16 protein-coding genes and 1 pseudogene are annotated in these 15,853 nt (G+C 73.2%); 10 read left to right on the forward strand and 7 right to left on the reverse strand.

Annotated elements, in window-relative coordinates:
• Nucleotides 1-393, forward strand: a pseudogene (gene kgd / locus ACTHNQ_RS03195) (multifunctional oxoglutarate decarboxylase/oxoglutarate dehydrogenase thiamine pyrophosphate-binding subunit/dihydrolipoyllysine-residue succinyltransferase subunit); the annotation flags it as partial.
• Between the two features lie 84 nt (nucleotides 394-477).
• Here the strand turns inward: kgd and ACTHNQ_RS03200 are convergent.
• The 3 genes from ACTHNQ_RS03200 to ACTHNQ_RS03210 form a co-directional block, all read right to left on the reverse strand.
• The gene (locus ACTHNQ_RS03200) at nucleotides 478-1,860 is read right to left on the reverse strand and encodes an APC family permease (protein WP_440331033.1); all 1,383 of its coding nucleotides are present in this window, start codon (nucleotides 1,858-1,860) and stop codon (nucleotides 478-480) included.
• A 134-nt stretch (nucleotides 1,861-1,994) separates the two neighbouring features.
• Nucleotides 1,995-3,569 carry a glycerol-3-phosphate dehydrogenase/oxidase gene (locus ACTHNQ_RS03205; protein WP_440331035.1) on the reverse strand — a complete coding sequence of 525 codons (1,575 nt, stop codon included), beginning with the start codon at nucleotides 3,567-3,569 and terminating at the stop codon, nucleotides 1,995-1,997.
• Nucleotides 3,566-4,162, reverse strand: a complete 597-nt coding sequence (locus ACTHNQ_RS03210) for a TetR/AcrR family transcriptional regulator (protein ID WP_440331037.1) — start codon at nucleotides 4,160-4,162, stop codon at nucleotides 3,566-3,568. Before ACTHNQ_RS03210 ends, ACTHNQ_RS03205 begins: the two co-directional genes overlap by 4 nt.
• A gap of 34 nt (nucleotides 4,163-4,196) precedes the next feature.
• Here ACTHNQ_RS03210 and ACTHNQ_RS03215 point away from each other — a divergent pair, with 34 nt between their 5' ends.
• The 5 genes from ACTHNQ_RS03215 to ACTHNQ_RS03235 all read left to right on the forward strand — a co-directional run bounded on the left by ACTHNQ_RS03215 (nucleotide 4,197) and on the right by ACTHNQ_RS03235 (nucleotide 10,094).
• Nucleotides 4,197-5,867: an FAD-binding oxidoreductase gene (locus ACTHNQ_RS03215; protein ID WP_440331039.1), complete on the forward strand. Its 1,671-nt coding sequence runs from the start codon at nucleotides 4,197-4,199 to the stop codon at nucleotides 5,865-5,867.
• Nucleotides 5,864-6,766 carry a diacylglycerol kinase gene (locus ACTHNQ_RS03220; RefSeq protein ID WP_440331041.1) on the forward strand — a complete coding sequence of 301 codons (903 nt, stop codon included), beginning with the start codon at nucleotides 5,864-5,866 and terminating at the stop codon, nucleotides 6,764-6,766. Before ACTHNQ_RS03215 ends, ACTHNQ_RS03220 begins: the two co-directional genes overlap by 4 nt.
• A gap of 120 nt (nucleotides 6,767-6,886) precedes the next feature.
• Complete coding sequence (locus tag ACTHNQ_RS03225) at nucleotides 6,887-7,189, forward strand: DUF4242 domain-containing protein (RefSeq protein WP_440331043.1); 303 nt, start codon at nucleotides 6,887-6,889, stop codon at nucleotides 7,187-7,189.
• The gene (locus tag ACTHNQ_RS03230; protein ID WP_440331045.1) at nucleotides 7,186-7,437 is read left to right on the forward strand and encodes a hypothetical protein; all 252 of its coding nucleotides are present in this window, start codon (nucleotides 7,186-7,188) and stop codon (nucleotides 7,435-7,437) included. Before ACTHNQ_RS03225 ends, ACTHNQ_RS03230 begins: the two co-directional genes overlap by 4 nt.
• Before the next feature lie 92 nt (nucleotides 7,438-7,529).
• Nucleotides 7,530-10,094 carry an AAA family ATPase gene (locus ACTHNQ_RS03235; RefSeq protein WP_440331047.1) on the forward strand — a complete coding sequence of 855 codons (2,565 nt, stop codon included), beginning with the start codon at nucleotides 7,530-7,532 and terminating at the stop codon, nucleotides 10,092-10,094.
• A 14-nt stretch (nucleotides 10,095-10,108) separates the two neighbouring features.
• Here the strand turns inward: ACTHNQ_RS03235 and ACTHNQ_RS03240 are convergent, their stop codons facing one another.
• Together ACTHNQ_RS03240 and ACTHNQ_RS03245 are read right to left on the reverse strand one after the other, a co-directional pair.
• Complete coding sequence (locus ACTHNQ_RS03240) at nucleotides 10,109-10,354, reverse strand: alpha-ketoglutarate decarboxylase (RefSeq protein ID WP_440331049.1); 246 nt, start codon at nucleotides 10,352-10,354, stop codon at nucleotides 10,109-10,111.
• Nucleotides 10,351-10,974 carry a sigma-70 family RNA polymerase sigma factor gene (locus ACTHNQ_RS03245; RefSeq protein ID WP_155911268.1) on the reverse strand — a complete coding sequence of 208 codons (624 nt, stop codon included), beginning with the start codon at nucleotides 10,972-10,974 and terminating at the stop codon, nucleotides 10,351-10,353. The genes ACTHNQ_RS03240 and ACTHNQ_RS03245 overlap by 4 nt, the downstream gene beginning before the upstream one ends.
• 168 nt (nucleotides 10,975-11,142) lie before the next feature.
• On the opposite strand from ACTHNQ_RS03245, the gene aroA reads away from it, so the two are divergent.
• From aroA to bcp, 3 genes are read left to right on the forward strand one after another with little or no spacing between them, the layout of a single operon-like run.
• The gene (gene aroA, locus ACTHNQ_RS03250) at nucleotides 11,143-12,525 is read left to right on the forward strand and encodes a 3-phosphoshikimate 1-carboxyvinyltransferase (protein WP_026305618.1); all 1,383 of its coding nucleotides are present in this window, start codon (nucleotides 11,143-11,145) and stop codon (nucleotides 12,523-12,525) included.
• A 59-nt stretch (nucleotides 12,526-12,584) separates the two neighbouring features.
• The gene (gene rsgA / locus ACTHNQ_RS03255) at nucleotides 12,585-13,646 is read left to right on the forward strand and encodes a ribosome small subunit-dependent GTPase A (RefSeq protein WP_440331052.1); all 1,062 of its coding nucleotides are present in this window, start codon (nucleotides 12,585-12,587) and stop codon (nucleotides 13,644-13,646) included.
• Between the two features lie 20 nt (nucleotides 13,647-13,666).
• Nucleotides 13,667-14,137: a thioredoxin-dependent thiol peroxidase gene (gene bcp, locus ACTHNQ_RS03260; protein ID WP_440331054.1), complete on the forward strand. Its 471-nt coding sequence runs from the start codon at nucleotides 13,667-13,669 to the stop codon at nucleotides 14,135-14,137.
• A gap of 17 nt (nucleotides 14,138-14,154) precedes the next feature.
• Here the strand turns inward: bcp and ACTHNQ_RS03265 are convergent, their stop codons facing one another.
• Nucleotides 14,155-14,574, reverse strand: a complete 420-nt coding sequence (locus ACTHNQ_RS03265) for a histidine kinase (protein WP_440331055.1) — start codon at nucleotides 14,572-14,574, stop codon at nucleotides 14,155-14,157.
• 256 nt (nucleotides 14,575-14,830) lie between these two features.
• Between ACTHNQ_RS03265 and ACTHNQ_RS03270 the strand changes: the two genes are divergently transcribed.
• The gene (locus ACTHNQ_RS03270) at nucleotides 14,831-15,079 is read left to right on the forward strand and encodes a WhiB family transcriptional regulator (protein ID WP_018171995.1); all 249 of its coding nucleotides are present in this window, start codon (nucleotides 14,831-14,833) and stop codon (nucleotides 15,077-15,079) included.
• 89 nt (nucleotides 15,080-15,168) lie between these two features.
• On the opposite strand, the gene ACTHNQ_RS03275 is transcribed toward ACTHNQ_RS03270, so the two are convergent.
• The coding region (locus tag ACTHNQ_RS03275; protein WP_440331057.1) for a sensor histidine kinase at nucleotides 15,169-15,853 on the reverse strand (685 nt) is incomplete at its 5' end.

Below are 15,853 nucleotides of genomic sequence, written 5' to 3' on the forward strand. Positions count from 1 at the left end.
GTGCTCGACGACAACCGCGGTGTCGACAAGTCGGCCGTCAAGCGCGTGCTGCTGCACGCCGGCAAGATCCACTGGGACCTGCGCGCCGAGCTCGACAAGAACCCGAACCCCGCCGTCGCGCTGGTGCGCCTGGAGCAGTACTACCCGGCGCCGATCGACGAGCTCAACGCCGTCATCGACTCGTACCCGAACGCCGAGCTGGTGTGGGTACAGGATGAGCCCGAGAACCAGGGCGCCTGGCCGTTCATCGCACTCGAGATCGTGAAGCACCTCCACGGCCGCACGATCAGCAACATCTCGCGCGCCGCCGCGGCCTCCACCGCGACGGGTTCACCCAAGGTGCACGCGGCCGAGCAGGCCGCGATCCTGCAGGCGGCACTCGCCGTCTCCTGATCCTGCACGCTGATCCGGCCCCGGTTCCTCAGCTTCGCTGAGGGTCCGGGGCCGGATCTCGTCCTGCCGGGACCGCCGTCGTCTTCACCCCGACGTGCGGCCCCGTGTCTCGGTGAGCGGCGCCGGACGCTTCTCGCCCACGGGCGGCACCGTGACCGCGGACTCGGCGGGCGCGGCATCCCTCCGCCCTTCGCCGCCGGAGCGCCGTGACCCGCGCCGGAGCCGCCGCCACGCGGTGACAGCGACCGCGGCGAGCGCCAGCAGCGCCGCGGGGAGCAGATTGGCTCCAGCGAGGAACAGCAGTCCCACCGACAGCACGGCGGCGACCACGGCCATGTACCAGCCGGCGGTGAAGCGGGGCAGGATGAGCGTCGCCGCGATCATGCCCGCGGCGTAGATCGACACCATGTTGCTGGTGTGGATGAGGATGAAGGTCTGCAGGTCGCCGCCGGTCAGCAGCGCGATCGTCGAATAGGTGAGAGCGATCGCCAGCGTCACGAGCAGCGCGCGCCGCGGCACCCCGCCGGCCTCGGCGCCCGGTGCGAGCACGCGGGGCAGATCGCCGTTGGCTGCGAGCGAGGCGCCGAGCTTGCCGAACGCCGCCAGGTACGAGTTCATGACCCCGAGGACGACGATCGCGGCCACCGCGCCCACCGCGGTCGGACCGAAACCGGGCGCGACGGCCTCGGCCAGCGCCAGCAGGGGCACGGCACCCGCGCCGGCGTCCTGGCCGAGCACGCCGACGGTCACGATCTGCAGCAGCAGGTAGGCGAGTCCTGTCACGACGAGCGAGATGCCCGTGGCGAGCGGGATGACGCGGCGCGGGTCGCGGAACTCCCCCGAGATGTGCGTGCCCACCTCCCAACCGGCGAACGCCCACACGAACAGGCTGACCGCGGTCCCGACTCCCGCCCAGCCGTGCGGCAGGAACGGTTCGAACCGGGATGCCTCGACCGCCGGGAACGCGGCGGCCACGACGAACACGACGATGGCCACCAGGAGCCCGGTGAGCACGAACTGGACCCAGCCCGCCACGCGCACGCCGAGCATGTTGACGACGAACGGCGGCACGAGGATCGCGAAGACGAGCAGCGTCACGGCGGCATGGTCGATGTGCAGGATCGCGCTGAGGTACTCGCTGCCGAGGATCGCCAGCACCGGGAATCCGGCCGCCACGCCGAAGTAGAACCAGTACCCGGTCGCGCGGGCGGCAGTGGGGCCGAGCGCCCGCCGGACGTAGCTGGCCACCCCGCCCGGGTCGGGGTAGCGCGCGGCGAGGGCGGCGAAGGTCCCCGCCAGCGGCACCGCCAGCACGATCACGGCGAGCACCGAGACGACGGACGCCGGCCCGGCCACCTCGGCGGCCAATCCGGGCAGCACGAGCAGTCCGGTGCCGAGCACCGAGGCGATGTAGAGGGCCGTGCCCTGCACGATGCCGAGGCCGCCGTGCGGCTGGGTCGAGGTCACCGTTCCAGTGTGGCCGCGGCACCCGACGTCCGCGTCGCCTGGGCCGGTCGTTCGCGTGCGCTTTTCTGCCAAACCGAGCTCCTCGACTGAGGAACGTCGATGAGGATGCCCGGCGGCCCCGCGCGCCCGCCGGGTCAGGCGCCGAGCGGGTCCACGCCGAGCGGGTCCACGCCGGCGCGGGCGAAGGCGGCGGTGGCGGCATCCGTCGACGCCCCGCGGTCGGCGGGGACGAGCCCGAGCCGCGTGCGGCGGTCGAGCAGGTCGTCGACGCCGAGGGCTCCCTCGACGCGAACGCCCCACTCGAGCTCCTGCGCGGTGACGCCCTGGGCGGCCCAGGGTCCGTCGGGCAGTCCGGCGACGTAGGTCGCCTCGGCGCCGTAGCGGCGCACGAGACGCGGCGTCGCATCGATCTCGCCCAGCCGCGGCCGGGGCCACGCGCCGACGAGCGGCAGGCGGCGGGTCGGCGACGGGCGCGACGGGAAGGCCGGATCGCGGCGGATGACGGCGTCGACGGCATCCTCGGCCATGCGGCGGTAGGTGGTGAGCTTTCCGCCGACGACGCTCAGCACGCCGGCGCCCGACTCGAGGATCGCGTGGCGGCGCGACAGGTCGCTCGTGTCGTCGTCGGCGTCGCCGGCGAGCAGCGGCCGCAGCCCCGCGTAGGTCGCGAGCACGTCGGCGTGCGTGAGGGGCGACTCCAGCACGGTGTTCACGACGCCCAGCAGCTCGTCGACCTCGGCATCGCTCGCGTGCGCGACATCGGGCACCGGCCCGTCGACAGGGACGTCGGTCAGGCCGATGTACGTGCGGCCGTGCACCGCCGGCAGGGTGAACACGAAGCGGCTCGACGACCCCGGGACCGGCACGGTGAGCGACGCGTCCGAGCCGGCGAGCCGTTCGGTGGACACGACGAGGTGCGTGCCGCGACTGGGGCGCAGGCGCACATCGGGGTCGAGGTCCCCCGCCCACACGCCCGTCGCGTTCACGACGGCTCGCGCCTGCACACCGAGGGTCGAGCCGGTCACCAGGTCGCGCAGGCGGGCGCCGCTGCCGGTCACCGAGACGGCCTCGACGCGCGTGAGGATGGATGCCCCGTACCCGGCCGCCGTGCGTGCCACCGCGACGACCAGCCGGGCGTCGTCGATGAGCTGCCCGTCCCAGCCCCGCACGCCGCCGCGCAGGCCCTCGCCGCGGACGGCGGGTGCGAGTCGGAGGGTGGCCGCGCGCCCGATCGCGCCCGGTGAGGGCAGCACGGCGCCGGGCGTGCGGACGGCGCGACGCAGGCCGTCGCCGAGCTCGTAGCCGAGTCCGATGTACGCGCCCTGGGCGACAGCGCCGGGGTCGTACAGCGGCACGACCTGCGCCAGCGCCCGCGTGAGGTGCGGCGCCGTCCGCGTCAGCAGCAGATGACGCTCGGCCGCGCTCTCGTGCGCGATCCTGATCTGGCCCGACGCCAGGTAGCGCAGTCCCCCGTGCACGAGCTTCGAGCTGAACCGGCTCGTGCCGTGCGCGAGGTCGTGCCGTTCGACCAGGACCGTCGAGAGGCCGCGGGACGCGGCATCCAGCGCGATCCCCACGCCCGTGATGCCGCCCCCGACGACGAGGACGTCGATCTCGCCGGCGTCCGCCAGCGCGTCGAGCTCGCGCGCACGGCGAGCGGCCGACAGCGCCGACGACCGCGGCGTCCGTCCGACGATGCGCGTGCTCATGCGCGACCCCCCGTCGTGGTGCCTGCCGGAGCGAGGTAGCCCCGCAGTGCCGCGGTCAGCTCGGACCGCCATGCCTCCGCCGGCAGCCAGTCCGCGACGATCGGCGCCGACTGCACGGCCGACTGCGCGATGAGCAGCACCATCGCGGCCTGCTGCACCGGGTCGCCTTCGCGCACGAACCCGGCGCGCTGGCCGGCGGCCAGCCGGCGCGCGGTCTCGGCGTGGATGGCCCGCTGGCTCGTGCCGAGCCGGTCGAGGATGTACCGCGCGAAGAGTTCGGGGTCGGTGTCGCGCAGACGCTCGACCAGCGGCAGGTCGCGCACGCGGACCGCGGTCTCGACGAGGAGTCCCACGAGGTCGTCGAGGTCCGCGCTCTCGCCACGTTCCGCCGGCAGCGCGGCGACGAGCTCGCGGGTCACGAGCGCGGCGAAGACGGCCTCCGCGTCGGGCCAGTAGCGGTAGAGCGTCTGACGGGCGATGCCGCAGCGTCGGGCGATGTCGGATGCCGTCGTGCGACGGATCCCGTGATCCAGCACTTCCGCGAGGGCGGCGTCGAGGATCGCGGTCTCGGTGTCGGGGACTCCATCGGCCATGTGACAACAATACAGAATGTGTCATACTGTCGCCATGGTTGCGACGGTGCCCACCTCTCCCTCCGGCGACGCTGCCCCTGGCGCGCGACCGCTCGCCGTGCCGGCCCCGCGTCCTCGGGGCGACTGGGACGCGTGGGGCGCGACACCGGCCCGCCTTCCCGCAGCCGCGACCGCGATCGTCGCGACACTGCTGCCGGGCAAGGCGCATCCCGTTCCTCGTCGGGAACGGCCGACGCTCACGCCGTCGCTGTTGCCCGACGACGATCTCGACGCGCTGACGGCGCTGGTAGGGCCGCAGGGCGCGACCCGCGACGACGCCGTGCGCGCGCTGCACCTGGGCGGGAAGAGCACCCCCGACCTGCTGCGTCGCCGCCTGGACGACCCGCAGGCCGCGCCGGACGCGGTCGTCTCGGCCGCCGACCATGACGAGGTGTCCGCCGTGCTGAGGCTGTGCGACGAGCGCGGCATCGCCGTCGTGCCGTTCGGTGGCGGCACCTCCGTCGTCGGCGGGGTCGACCCCGAGCGGGGCGGCCACCGCGCCGTCATCGCGCTCGACCTGTCGCGCACCGCGGCCCTCCTCGCCCTCGATGACGTGTCGCTGCTCGCGACGTTCGGCGCGGGGACCACGGGTCCTCAGGCGGAGGAGCTGCTCGGCGCCCGCGGCTTCACCCTCGGCCACTTCCCGCAGAGCTTCGAGTACGCCTCGCTGGGCGGCTACGCCGCCACTCGGTCGAGCGGTCAGGCTTCCCGGGGCTACGGGCGCTTCGACGACCTCGTCCATGCCCTGCGGATCGCGACGCCGCGCGGCGACCTCGACCTGGGTGTGGCTCCGGCGAGCGCCGCCGGACCCGACCTGCGGGAGCTCTTCCTCGGCTCGGAGGGCGCGTTCGGGGTGCTCACCGAGATCACGGTGCGCATCCGTCCCGTCCCCGCTGCGACCTCGTACGGCGCGTGGACGTTCCCCGACTTCACCTCGGGCGCAGCCGCGTTCCGCGAGGCGACGCAGCGCGGTCTGCGCCCGACCGTGCTGCGGCTGAGCGACGAGACCGAGACGCGCGTGAACGCGACGATGGGCGGTCACCTCACCCGGCTGCGCGGCTGCCTCGCCGTCGCCACGTTCGAGGGCGCGACACCCGCCGAGGCCGACGCGGCACGCGACGCGCTCGGCACCGTCTTCGCCGCGCACGGGGCGAAGTCCCGCGGCGAGGACCCGGCGCGGTCGTGGGAGCGCGGCCGATTCGCCTCGCCCGCGCTGCGCGACACGCTCATGGACGTCGGCGTGCTGGCCGAGACGCTCGAGACCGCGACGACGTGGGCGAACCTGCCCGCGCTCAAGCGCGCCGTGACCGAGGCGCTGACCGCGAGCCTTGCGGCGGCGGGCACCAAGCCGATCGTGCTGTGCCACATCTCACACGTCTACCCGGCCGGCGCATCGCTGTACTTCACCGTGGTCGCCGCGCTGACCGAAGACCCGCAGACCCAGTGGTCGAGGGCGAAGGACGCCGCCTCCCGGGCGATCGGCGACGCCCACGGCACGATCACGCACCACCATGCCGTCGGACGCGACCATCGCACCTACCTCGCGACCGAGATCGGCCCCCTCGGGGTCGCCGTGCTGCAGGCCGTGAAGGCGACGCTCGACCCGAACGGCATCATGAACCCCGGGGCCCTGGTGGCCCCCTCGGACGCCGGGCCGGCGGCATGAGGGTCGCACTGCTGGTCAACCCCGCCGCCCGGGCCGGCGCCCACACCGGTGCCGCCACCCACGCCGCCGAACGTCTGCGCGCCCCTGGCGTGCAGACGGCGAGCCTGAGCGGCGGGAGCGCCGCCGAATCGTCGCAGCTGCTGCGCGCGGCGCTGGAGGTCGGGGTGGACGCCGTGGCCGTCGCGGGCGGCGACGGCACCGTCAACCTCGCCCTGCAGGAGGTCGCGGGGACCGGCATCCCTCTCGGCATCGTGCCCTCCGGCACCGGCAACGACTTCGCGGCGACGCTGGGACTCCGCGAGCTCGACGTCGCTGCCGCCGCCGACACGATCGCCGCCGGGGTCACGCGCGACATCGACCTCGCCCGCGTGACGCGCGCCGACGGCTCGACGCAGTACTACGGCTCGGTGCTCGCGAGCGGCTTCGACTCCAAGGTCAACGACCGCGCCAATGCGATGCGCTGGCCCCGCGGCGGATCGCGGTACAACATCGCGATCCTCATCGAGTTCCTGACCCTCGCGGGCATCCCGTACGACGTCGAGTACGAGCGCGCGGACGGTACGCGCGCACAGGTGCGCGGCGACCTGGTGATGGCGACCGTGGGCAACGGGCGGACCTATGGCGGCGGCATCCCGATCGCGCCAGACGCCGACCCCGCCGACGGACTGCTCGACCTGGTGCTCGTGCGCCCCGCGGGCCGCCTGCGCCTGCTGGGACTGCTGCCGAAGGTGTACCGCGGCACGCACGCGAGCGTGCCCGAAGTGTCGATCACGCGCGTGCGTTCGGTGCGGCTCGCCTCCCCCGGCGTCACCGCGTACGCCGACGGCGATCCGATCGGGGCGCTGCCGCTGACGGTCGACGTGGAGCCCCGGGCGCTCAGGATCTTCACGCCCGCCTGACGCCGGGTCTGGGAGGTCGCCGCGGCGAACATGGGGAGGTTCTCCCGATGTCGCCGACGCGCGCGGTCCCGACGATGGAGTCATCCCGGACCACCGGGCGACTCACAGATCGGAAGACCCATGAACACCTTCATCATCGAACGCAACGTCCCCGGCGCCTCACAGATGAGCCACGACGACCTCGTCGAGATCGCGCGCACCTCCAACCGCGCGGTGGACTCGCTCGGTGTGCCCTACGAGTGGGTGACGACGTACGTCGCGGGCGACAAGCTCTACTGCATCCACCGCACCGACGAGCCCGAGACGGTGCGCGAGCACGCGCGCCGCGGCGGCTTCCCCGCCGACCTCGTGTCGGAGGTCGTCGCCGAGTTCGGTCCGCAGACCGCGGACGAGGGGATGCCGCCGGCCGAGGTGGCAGCATGACCGCGGTCTACGTCACGCCGGCGGCGATGGCCGAGCAGGGCGCCGCGCTGCGCGCCCTCGCGGCCGTCGTGCGACGAGGGATGCGGCGGCTCGCGGCGGCGGTCGACGCCGGCGTGACGGCATCCCGCCACCGCAGGACCGTCGATCACGCCGAGATGACCCGCCTGCGCGCGGTCGCCCACGTCCTCGAAGCGATGCGCGCCGGGGCCTACGCCGACGTCGCGCTCGGCGGACCCGTGCCCCGCTGACCGTCACGGTGGATGCGCGACGACTCGGACAGCCCCCTGACGCCACGGCCCGACACCGCCCGCGCGGCGGCGCCGAAGCCTACGATGGCGCCATGGGGCTGTTCGAGCGCGCGCCGCAGCTGGACGCGCTGGCGGGGGCGATCGCGCGGGGCGCAGCGACCGACGGATCGGCGTCCGGGTCGGTCGTGACGGTGGCCGGCGACGCCGGGGCGGGCAAGACCAGCCTCGTGGCCGCCGCGCTGACCGGCGTGCCCGAGGGCGTGCGCGTGCTGCGCGCCGCGTGCGACCCGCTGTCGACGCCCCGGCCGCTGGGTCCTGTGCGCGACATCCAGGTCGGCCTCGGCGACCCGTTCGAGAGCGACACGCTGCTCGGCGCCGAGGCCCGCTTCGCCGCGCAGGTGTCGGCGGCGCCCACGGTTCTCGTGATCGACGACGCGCAGTGGATCGACGCCGCATCCGTCGAGGTGCTGCGGTTCCTGGTGCGCCGCATCGAGGCGCTGCCCGTCGTGCTCGTGATCGCCCACCGCGATGTGCCGCTCGGGCACGCGCTGCTGGCGCTGCTCGGCGACGTCGCACGCATGGAGTCGGCCACGCGAGTGGGCACTCCCCCGCTCTCGGTCGACGCCGTGCGGGACCTGCTGGGCGACGTCGGGGCGGACGCCGCGCACGTGCGGGCCCTCACCGGGGGCAACCCGTTCTTCGTCGCCGAGATCGCCCGGAGCCCCGGCGACGACCTGCCGCCGACCGTGCGCGACGCGGTGATCGCGAGCACGACGGGTCTCAGCACCGGCGAGCTCGAGGCGCTCCAGCTCATCGCCACGGCGCCCGACGCGTTCGACGACCGCCTGCTGCCGTTCGCAGGCGCCGGCATCGACGTGCCGACGCTGCGCCGGCTCGAAGCCACCGGGCTGCTCGTGCGCACATCGCACGGCATCGCGTTCCGCCACGAACTGGCCCGCCTCGCCGTGGTCGCCAGTACCGAGCCCGGTGTCGAGGCGCTGCTGCACCGCCGCGTGCTGGATGCCTGGGAGCGCGTGGGCGGCGCCGACGACGCCGTGCTCACCCACCACGCGGCCGCCGCGGGCGATCGGGAACGCACCCTCCGGTACGCGGTCCGCGCCGCCGCCGATGCCACCCGCACGGCGTCGCACACCGAAGCGGTCGCGTTCCTCACGCTCGCCCTGGAGCAGCTCGCCGACGACACCGCCGAGCGCGCACGCCTGCTCGAGCTGCTGAGCACCGAGCAGTACATGGTGAGCCGGCTGCCGGCGTCCCTCTCGTCCATCGACGCGGCCCTGCGGATCCGCGAACTCCTGGGCGACCACGACGGGATCAGCACCGCCCACGACCGTCGCGCCGTCGTCGAGTACTACTCGGCGCGGCGCCGGGAGGCCGAGCGTCATGCAGAGGCCGCCGTCGACCCTGCAGCCGGTGCCGTGGCCGTGGCGTCGGCACAGGCCACGCGCGCCTACCTGGCGTATCGACGGCACGACCTCGCCACGGCGCGCAGCATCGTCGGAGCCGAGCTCGACACCGCCCCGGTGGATGCGGTCGCCCTGCGTCTGTCGATCACGGCGGCCGCGGCATCCCTCGTCGACGGCGACACGAGCGCGCGCACGCTGCTCCGGCAGCACGCCTCGGCCGCGCTGGAGCGTTCCCTCGACGAGATCGGCACGACCGCGTACTCGAACCTGTCGGCGCTCGACATCGAGCATCGGCGGCTCGCCGACGCCGAGGCCGTGCTCGCCGAGGCGATCCCGCTGACGATCGACCGCGACATCCCGGTGTGCGGCCAGTGGCAGACCGGGATGCGTGCCAGGCTGCACCTGCTGCGCGGGCGCTGGGCGGCGTCGGCCGAGGACGCGGCGTCGGTGCTCGACAGCGGCTGGGCGCCGTTGGCGGCCGTGTGGCCGCACATCGTGTCGGCGCTCCTGGAACTCCGCCGCGGCGAGGACCGCCCGGCGGCCGACGCGCACGTGCGTGCCGCAGCCGAGCTCGCGGACCGGCTCGACGAGTCTCTCGTGACGCTCGCCGTGCTGAGCGTGCGCGCCGAACGGGCGTGGCTGACGGGCGACGCCGACGCGGCTCTCGACGATGCCGACGCCGCTCTTGAGACGGCCGCTTCGCTGCCGGGGACGCAGTGGGCAGTGGGCGACCTGCGGGTGTGGCTGGCACGCCTGGGCCGCCCCTCTGCGGCGACGGACGACCGGCTGCCCGAGCCGTACCGGCTCGAGCTGTCGTGCGCCCACGCGGCAGCGGACCGGGCGTGGCGCGAGCTGGGTGCCCCGTTCGACGCCGCGATCGCGGCGGTGCACGCGAGGGATGCCGCCACCGCGGCCGCAGGGCTCGCGAGCCTCGACGCGCTCGACGTGCCGGCGACCGCCGCCCGTGCGCGCCGGATGCTCACCGAACGCGGCATCCGGTCGCTCCCGGCACGGCCGCGGACCGCGACGCTCGCGAACCCGTCCGGCCTGACCAATCGTCAGCTGGACGTGGCCCGCCTGGTCGCGCGCGGTCTCACTAACGCCGAACTGGCCAGGGAGCTGTACATCTCACCGAAGACCGCGGACCACCACGTGTCGGCGGTGCTGGGCAAACTGGGCCTCGCGAGCCGTCGCGACATCGTGCGGGCCGCCGCGAGCCTCGGGCTCGAGTGACGCTGGCGGGCGGATCAGGTGGTGACGGACTGCGCTTCGCGCAGCTTCGCGAGCACCTGGTCGCGCAGCTCCTCGGGCGCGCTCTCCTTGCACGCCCGGGCGAGAACCTCGGTCAGCGTGCGGGCGACGAGCGCCTCGTCCTGGCAGCCCTCGCAGTGCTCCAGGTGCTCGGCGATGTCGGTCTGGGAGGTCTTGCAGACCTCGTGGCGCAGGTACTCCTCCAGGTCGCGCCGCGCCTTCTCACAGCCGCAGTCGGTCATTTCGTGCTCCTCGTGGCGGCGGCACTCTGGATGCCGCGCTCCTTTGCGTAATCGGCCAGCAGTTCACGAAGCATTCGCCTGCCACGGTGCAGACGGCTCATGACCGTGCCGATGGGGGTCTTCATGATGTCGGCGATCTCCTGGTAGGCGAATCCCTCGACGTCGGCGAGGTACACCGCCAGCCGGAAGTCCTCGGGGATCGACTGCAGCGCATCCTTCACGACCGACGCGGGCATGTGGTCGATCGCCTCCGCCTCGGCAGAGCGGGTGCTCGTCGCGGTGGTCGACTCCGCGCCGCCGAGCTGCCAGTCTTCGAGGTCGTCGATCGTGCCCTGATACGGCTCGCGCTGCTTCTTGCGGTACGTGTTGATGTAGGTGTTCGTCAGGATCCGATACAGCCATGCCTTGAGGTTCGTGCCCTGCGTGAAGGTCTTCCACGACGCGAACGCCTTGACGAACGTCTCTTGCACGAGGTCGGCGGCATCGGCCGGGTTGCGGGTCATCCGCATGGCCGCGGCATAGAGCTGGTCCATGAAGGGCAGCGCCTGCTCTTCGAACTGCGCCCTGGCGTCCTGCGCGGGCGTCGCGGCTTCTGCGGCCTGGTCGATCGAATCGCTCATCACGCGCCAGTCTACGGCGGCCGCCTCCAGGCCTGCGGGGGCAGCATGCCGCGACCCGAGGCTCAGTGAGGGCGCATCGGTCTCGACGCGATCAAGTGTGGCGAACATCCGGCTCCGCTCGTGGGTCTCTCCCGGGGCTGTCGCACCGGTTCAGTAGGGTAGAACCCGATGACAGCCGACGGGTATTCCCCTTCCTCCGCGCCGATTGCGCGCGGCCACTGGTCTGCGCCCGTCGCGGCGGGTGCGCTGCGCGCCACGGTGACCGTGCCCGGCTCCAAATCACTGACGAACCGCGAACTCATCCTCGCGGCCCTCGCCGACGGACCGAGCCGCCTGATCGCGCCGCTGCACTCCGACGACTCCGCGCGCATGATCGACGCCCTGCGGGCGCTCGGCGTCGGCATCGAGCTGGTGCCCGGCGACGGCCTCTACGGCGACGACGTCGAGGTCACCCCGGTGTGGCCGCTCGGCGGCGACACCGTCGTCGACTGCGGCCAGGCCGGCACCGTCATGCGCTTCGTGGCCGCGCTCGGCGGGTTCGCGCACGGCGACGTCACGCTCACGGCGCACGAGAGCGCGCTGCACCGCCCGATGGGCGCCATGATCACTGCACTGCGCGACGTCGGCGTCGACATCGACGACGGCGCCCGCTGGGCGCTCCCCTTCATCGTGCGCGGGCACGGCCACGTCCGCGGCGGCGAGGTCACCATCGACGCCAGCGCGTCGAGCCAGTTCGTGTCGGGCCTGCTGCTCGCTGCCCCGCGGTTCGACGTCGGGCTCCACCTCGTGCATTCCGGCGAGCGGCTGCCCAGCATCCCCCACATCGACATGACCGTCGAGTCGCTCGCGCACCGCGGCGTGCACGTCGAGCGCCCGGCCGTCGGCGAGTGGATCGTGCCGGCGAGCACCATCCGCGGCAAGGACGTGGCCATCGAGCCCGACCTGTCGAACGCGGCGCCGTTCCTCGGTGCGGCGATGGTCGCCGGCGGGTCCGTGTCGGTCACCGGCTGGCCCGCGCACTCCACGCAGCCGGGCGCCATGCTCACCGACATCCTGTCGCTCATGGGTGCGCGTGTCGTGCGCCGCGGCGGAGCGCTCACGGTCACGGCGGGGGCGGGCATCCAGGGCGTCGACCTCGACCTGTCGGCTGCCGGCGAGCTCGCACCGACGATCTTCGCGCTCGCGGCGTTCGCGGAGTCCCCCTCGACACTGCACGGGATCGGTCACATCCGCGGGCACGAGACCGACCGCATCGCGGCGCTCGTCGCCGAGCTGCGCGCCCTCGGCGGCGAGGCGCACGAGCTTCCCGACGGCATCCGCATCGTCCCGCAGCCGCTGCACGGCGGCGTGTGGCACGCGCACCACGACCACCGCATGGCCACCACGGGCGCCCTGATCGGCCTGGCCGTGCCGGGCGTCGAGATCGACGACATCGGCACCACCGCCAAGACGATGCCCGAGTTCCCCCAGATATGGCAGCGCATGCTCGAGGGCGACGGCGACGAGCACGCCGAGGGCGGCCTCTCCGAGGAGACGATGCGCGCCTCGTGACGCAGCATCCGACAGCACGGTGAGCGTTCCGGAGACGATGCGATGAGTGAGGCGGCACGGTGAGCTGGCTGGACGACCTCGACGACGACGAGCCGGAGTTCGACGAGGCGGACGTCAGGGTGCGGCCGAATCCCAAGGCCAACCGGCCCCGCACCAAGCGACGCCCCGCGCACAGCGACGCCGAGATCGCCCGCGTGCTGGGGGTCGACCGCGGCCGCTACACGGTGCTCGTCGACGAGGACCTGCCCACCGAGCGGACGGTCCTCGCCGCCCGCGCCCGCGAGCTGCGCAAGACGCCGATCGTCACGGGCGACCGCGCCCGCGTCGTGGGCGACGCGTCCGGCGACGACGGCACGCTCGCCCGCATCGTGGGCATCGAGCCGCGCACGTCGCTGCTGCGGCGCAGCGCCGACGACACCGACCAGGTCGAGCGGGTCATCGTCGCCAACGCCGACCAGATGCTCGTCGTGGTGGCCGCCGCCGACCCCGAGCCGCGTCCGCGGCTCGTCGACCGGTACCTGGTCGCCGCCCTGGATGCCGGCATCCGCCCCCTGCTCGTCGTCACCAAGACCGACCTGGCCGACCCCGCCGAGTTCCTGGCGCACTTCGAGGGGCTCGACCTCGAGGTGTTCACGAGCGGACGCGAAGAGATGCCGCTCGAGCGCATCGGCGCGGCGCTCATCGGGCACTCGACCGTGTTCGTCGGTCATTCGGGAGTGGGCAAGTCGACGCTCGTCAACGCCCTCGTGCCCGACGCCAAGCGGGCGACCGGGCACGTGAACGAGGTCACCGGGCGCGGGCGCCACACCTCCAGCTCGACGGTGTCGCTGCGCTACCGCGGCGAGGGCGGCAACGGCTGGGTGATCGACACCCCCGGCGTGCGGTCGTTCGGGCTCGGGCATGTCGACCCCGCCAACATCCTGCGGGCCTTCACCGACCTCGCCGAGATCGCCGAGGAGTGCCCCCGCGGCTGCACGCACCTGCCCGATGCCCCGGACTGCGCGATCGTCGAAGCCGTCGAGGAGGGCCGGCTCGGGCCCGGCGGCGCCGCCCGTCTGGACTCGCTGCAGCGTCTGCTGGAGACGTTCGCGAAGAAGGCGCAGGAACCGGGCGCCTCGTGACGTCGGCATAGGCTGGAGCGGTGACCACGCAGCGCCTCGAACCCGGTTCCCTCGCCCCCGCCTTCACGCTCCCCGACCAGGACGAGCGCCCGGTGTCGCTGAAGGACCTGCGCGGCGGACCGGTCATCCTGTTCTTCTACCCGGCTGCCATGACCCCGGGGTGCACCAAGGAGGCCTGCGACTTCCGCGACAGCCTCGCGCCGCTGCAGGCCGCAGGCTACACGGTGCTCGGCATCTCCCCCGACGAGCCCGAGAAGCTGCGGCGCTTCCGCGAGCGCGACGGCCTCACCTACGACCTGCTGAGCGACCCCGACCACAAGGTGCTGGAGAAGTACGCCGCGTGGGGCGAGAAGATGAACTACGGCAAGACGTTCCTCGGCGTCATCCGCTCCACGATCGTGATCGACGCGAAGGGCCGGGTGACCCACGCCCTGTACAACGTGCGCGCGACCGGTCACGTCGCACGTGTGCGGACGCTGCTGGGCGTCTGAGTCGTCCCCGGGGCGGTCTAGCGGGATGCCGCGTCGCGCGGCCGCCCGTCAGGACCGCCTTCGCCGTCACGGCGCGCGGCGCGACCGGCGTCTCGAACGGCGAGAATCAGCAGCACCAGCACCACGATCGCCGGCACCGCCAGCGCGAGCGCGATGCCGAGAGCGGCGAAGGCACCGGTGACGGCACCGAGCGCGACCGCGAGGATCAGCAACTGCGTCACGATGCCGCCGGAGCGGCCCCATGACAGCCCGCGCCACACGGCGATCGCGAAGGCGATCACCGCGGCGGCGCCGACCACGCTCAGGACGATGAGCGCGAGGGCGCTGGCGAGGGAGTCCGTGTCGCCCCGCAGGACCTCGACGATCTGCCAGACCACCAGCGCGGCGATCCCCACTCCTTCGAGGCCGACCAGCACCGCGGCGACCCTTCCGGACACGTTTGTCCGCATTCTCCGTCGACTCCCTCTTCCTTCGGCGAGCGTTTGTGCGAACCCTCCACACGACAGAGGGAACACTCAGCTAGTCCTACACAAACGCGCCGACGAACCCTTGATTCAGGTAAACCGCTATGGGACGATTGGTGAAGCCGTGTGCTCCCACAGCGACGTGGGGCGAGTTACCTCGCACATCCCACAGGGTATCGGACCCGAACCGGCACTCTTTCCCCACCCCTCTGTTACAAGGAGCACCACCATGGACTGGCGCGACAAGGCCGCCTGCCTGACCGTCGACCCCGAACTGTTCTTCCCCGTGGGGAACACCGGACCGGCCGTCGATCAGATCGAGAAGGCCAAGTCGGTGTGCGCACGCTGCACCGTCACCGAGATCTGCCTTCAGTACGCCCTCGAGACCGGCCAGGACTCGGGCGTGTGGGGCGGCCTCTCCGAGGACGAGCGCCGCGCGCTCAAGCGCCGCGCCGCTCGCGCGCGCCGCGCCTCCTGAGCACCTGACACAGAAGACGGAGTGGTTGCCGCCGCGTGCGGCATCCACTCCGTCTTCTTTCGTTCCCGCGTGACCGCGGTCGCTGCGGCTCAGCCCTTGCTGCGCTCGATGTAGCGCAGCGGGATGTCGATCGTCACCTCGGTGCCGCTGCCCATGATGGTGTGCCAGTCGATCGTGCCGCCCAGCTCGCCCTGGATGAGCGTGCGCACGATCTGCGTGCCGAGGCCTCGGCCGACCTGCCCCTCGGGCAGTCCCGAGCCGGTGTCGCGCACCCGCACCTCGAGGCGGTCGTCGGTCCGCTCGGCGATGATCTCGACGTCCCCCTCCTGACCGGCGAGGCCGTGCTCGACCGCGTTCGTGACGAGCTCGGTGAGGGCGAGCGCGAGCGGCGTCGCGTACTCGCTCGGCAGGGTGCCGAAGCGCCCCGTGGAGTGCGTGCGCGCGCGGGTGTTGGGAGCCGCGGCCACCTCAGCGACGAGCTTCAGCACGCGCGCGAACACCTCGTCGAAGTCGACGTTCTGCGCCAGCCCCTCCGACAGCGTGTCGTGGACGACCGCGATCGCCGAGACGCGCCGCATCGCCTGCGTGAGCGCGTCGCGGGCCTCGTCGGAATGAGACCGGCGCGCCTGGATGCGCAGCAGCGACGCGACCGTCTGCAGGTTGTTCTTGACGCGGTGGTGGATCTCGCGGATCGTCGCGTCCTTGGTGATGAGCTCCTGCTCCTGGTGGCGGATCTCGGTGACGTCGCGGCACAGCAGGATCGCGCCGATGCGG

It is taken from the genome of Microbacterium sp., assembly GCF_051953575.1.
In the GTDB taxonomy this organism is placed as follows: domain Bacteria; phylum Actinomycetota; class Actinomycetes; order Actinomycetales; family Microbacteriaceae; genus Microbacterium.

Coding starts and splice junctions, on each gene's coding strand:
- aroA (WP_026305618.1), top strand. CDS start 11,143: ATGACAGCCGACGGGTATTCCCCTTCCTCCGCGCCGATTGCGCGCGGC.
- ACTHNQ_RS03270 (WP_018171995.1), top strand. CDS start 14,831: ATGGACTGGCGCGACAAGGCCGCCTGCCTGACCGTCGACCCCGAACTG.
- ACTHNQ_RS03230 (WP_440331045.1), top strand. CDS start 7,186: ATGACCGCGGTCTACGTCACGCCGGCGGCGATGGCCGAGCAGGGCGCC.
- ACTHNQ_RS03245 (WP_155911268.1), bottom strand. CDS start 10,974: ATGAGCGATTCGATCGACCAGGCCGCAGAAGCCGCGACGCCCGCGCAG.
- ACTHNQ_RS03225 (WP_440331043.1), top strand. CDS start 6,887: ATGAACACCTTCATCATCGAACGCAACGTCCCCGGCGCCTCACAGATG.
- ACTHNQ_RS03240 (WP_440331049.1), bottom strand. CDS start 10,354: ATGACCGACTGCGGCTGTGAGAAGGCGCGGCGCGACCTGGAGGAGTAC.
- ACTHNQ_RS03235 (WP_440331047.1), top strand. CDS start 7,530: ATGGGGCTGTTCGAGCGCGCGCCGCAGCTGGACGCGCTGGCGGGGGCG.
- ACTHNQ_RS03220 (WP_440331041.1), top strand. CDS start 5,864: ATGAGGGTCGCACTGCTGGTCAACCCCGCCGCCCGGGCCGGCGCCCAC.
- ACTHNQ_RS03210 (WP_440331037.1), bottom strand. CDS start 4,162: ATGGCCGATGGAGTCCCCGACACCGAGACCGCGATCCTCGACGCCGCC.
- ACTHNQ_RS03215 (WP_440331039.1), top strand. CDS start 4,197: ATGGTTGCGACGGTGCCCACCTCTCCCTCCGGCGACGCTGCCCCTGGC.
- ACTHNQ_RS03205 (WP_440331035.1), bottom strand. CDS start 3,569: ATGAGCACGCGCATCGTCGGACGGACGCCGCGGTCGTCGGCGCTGTCG.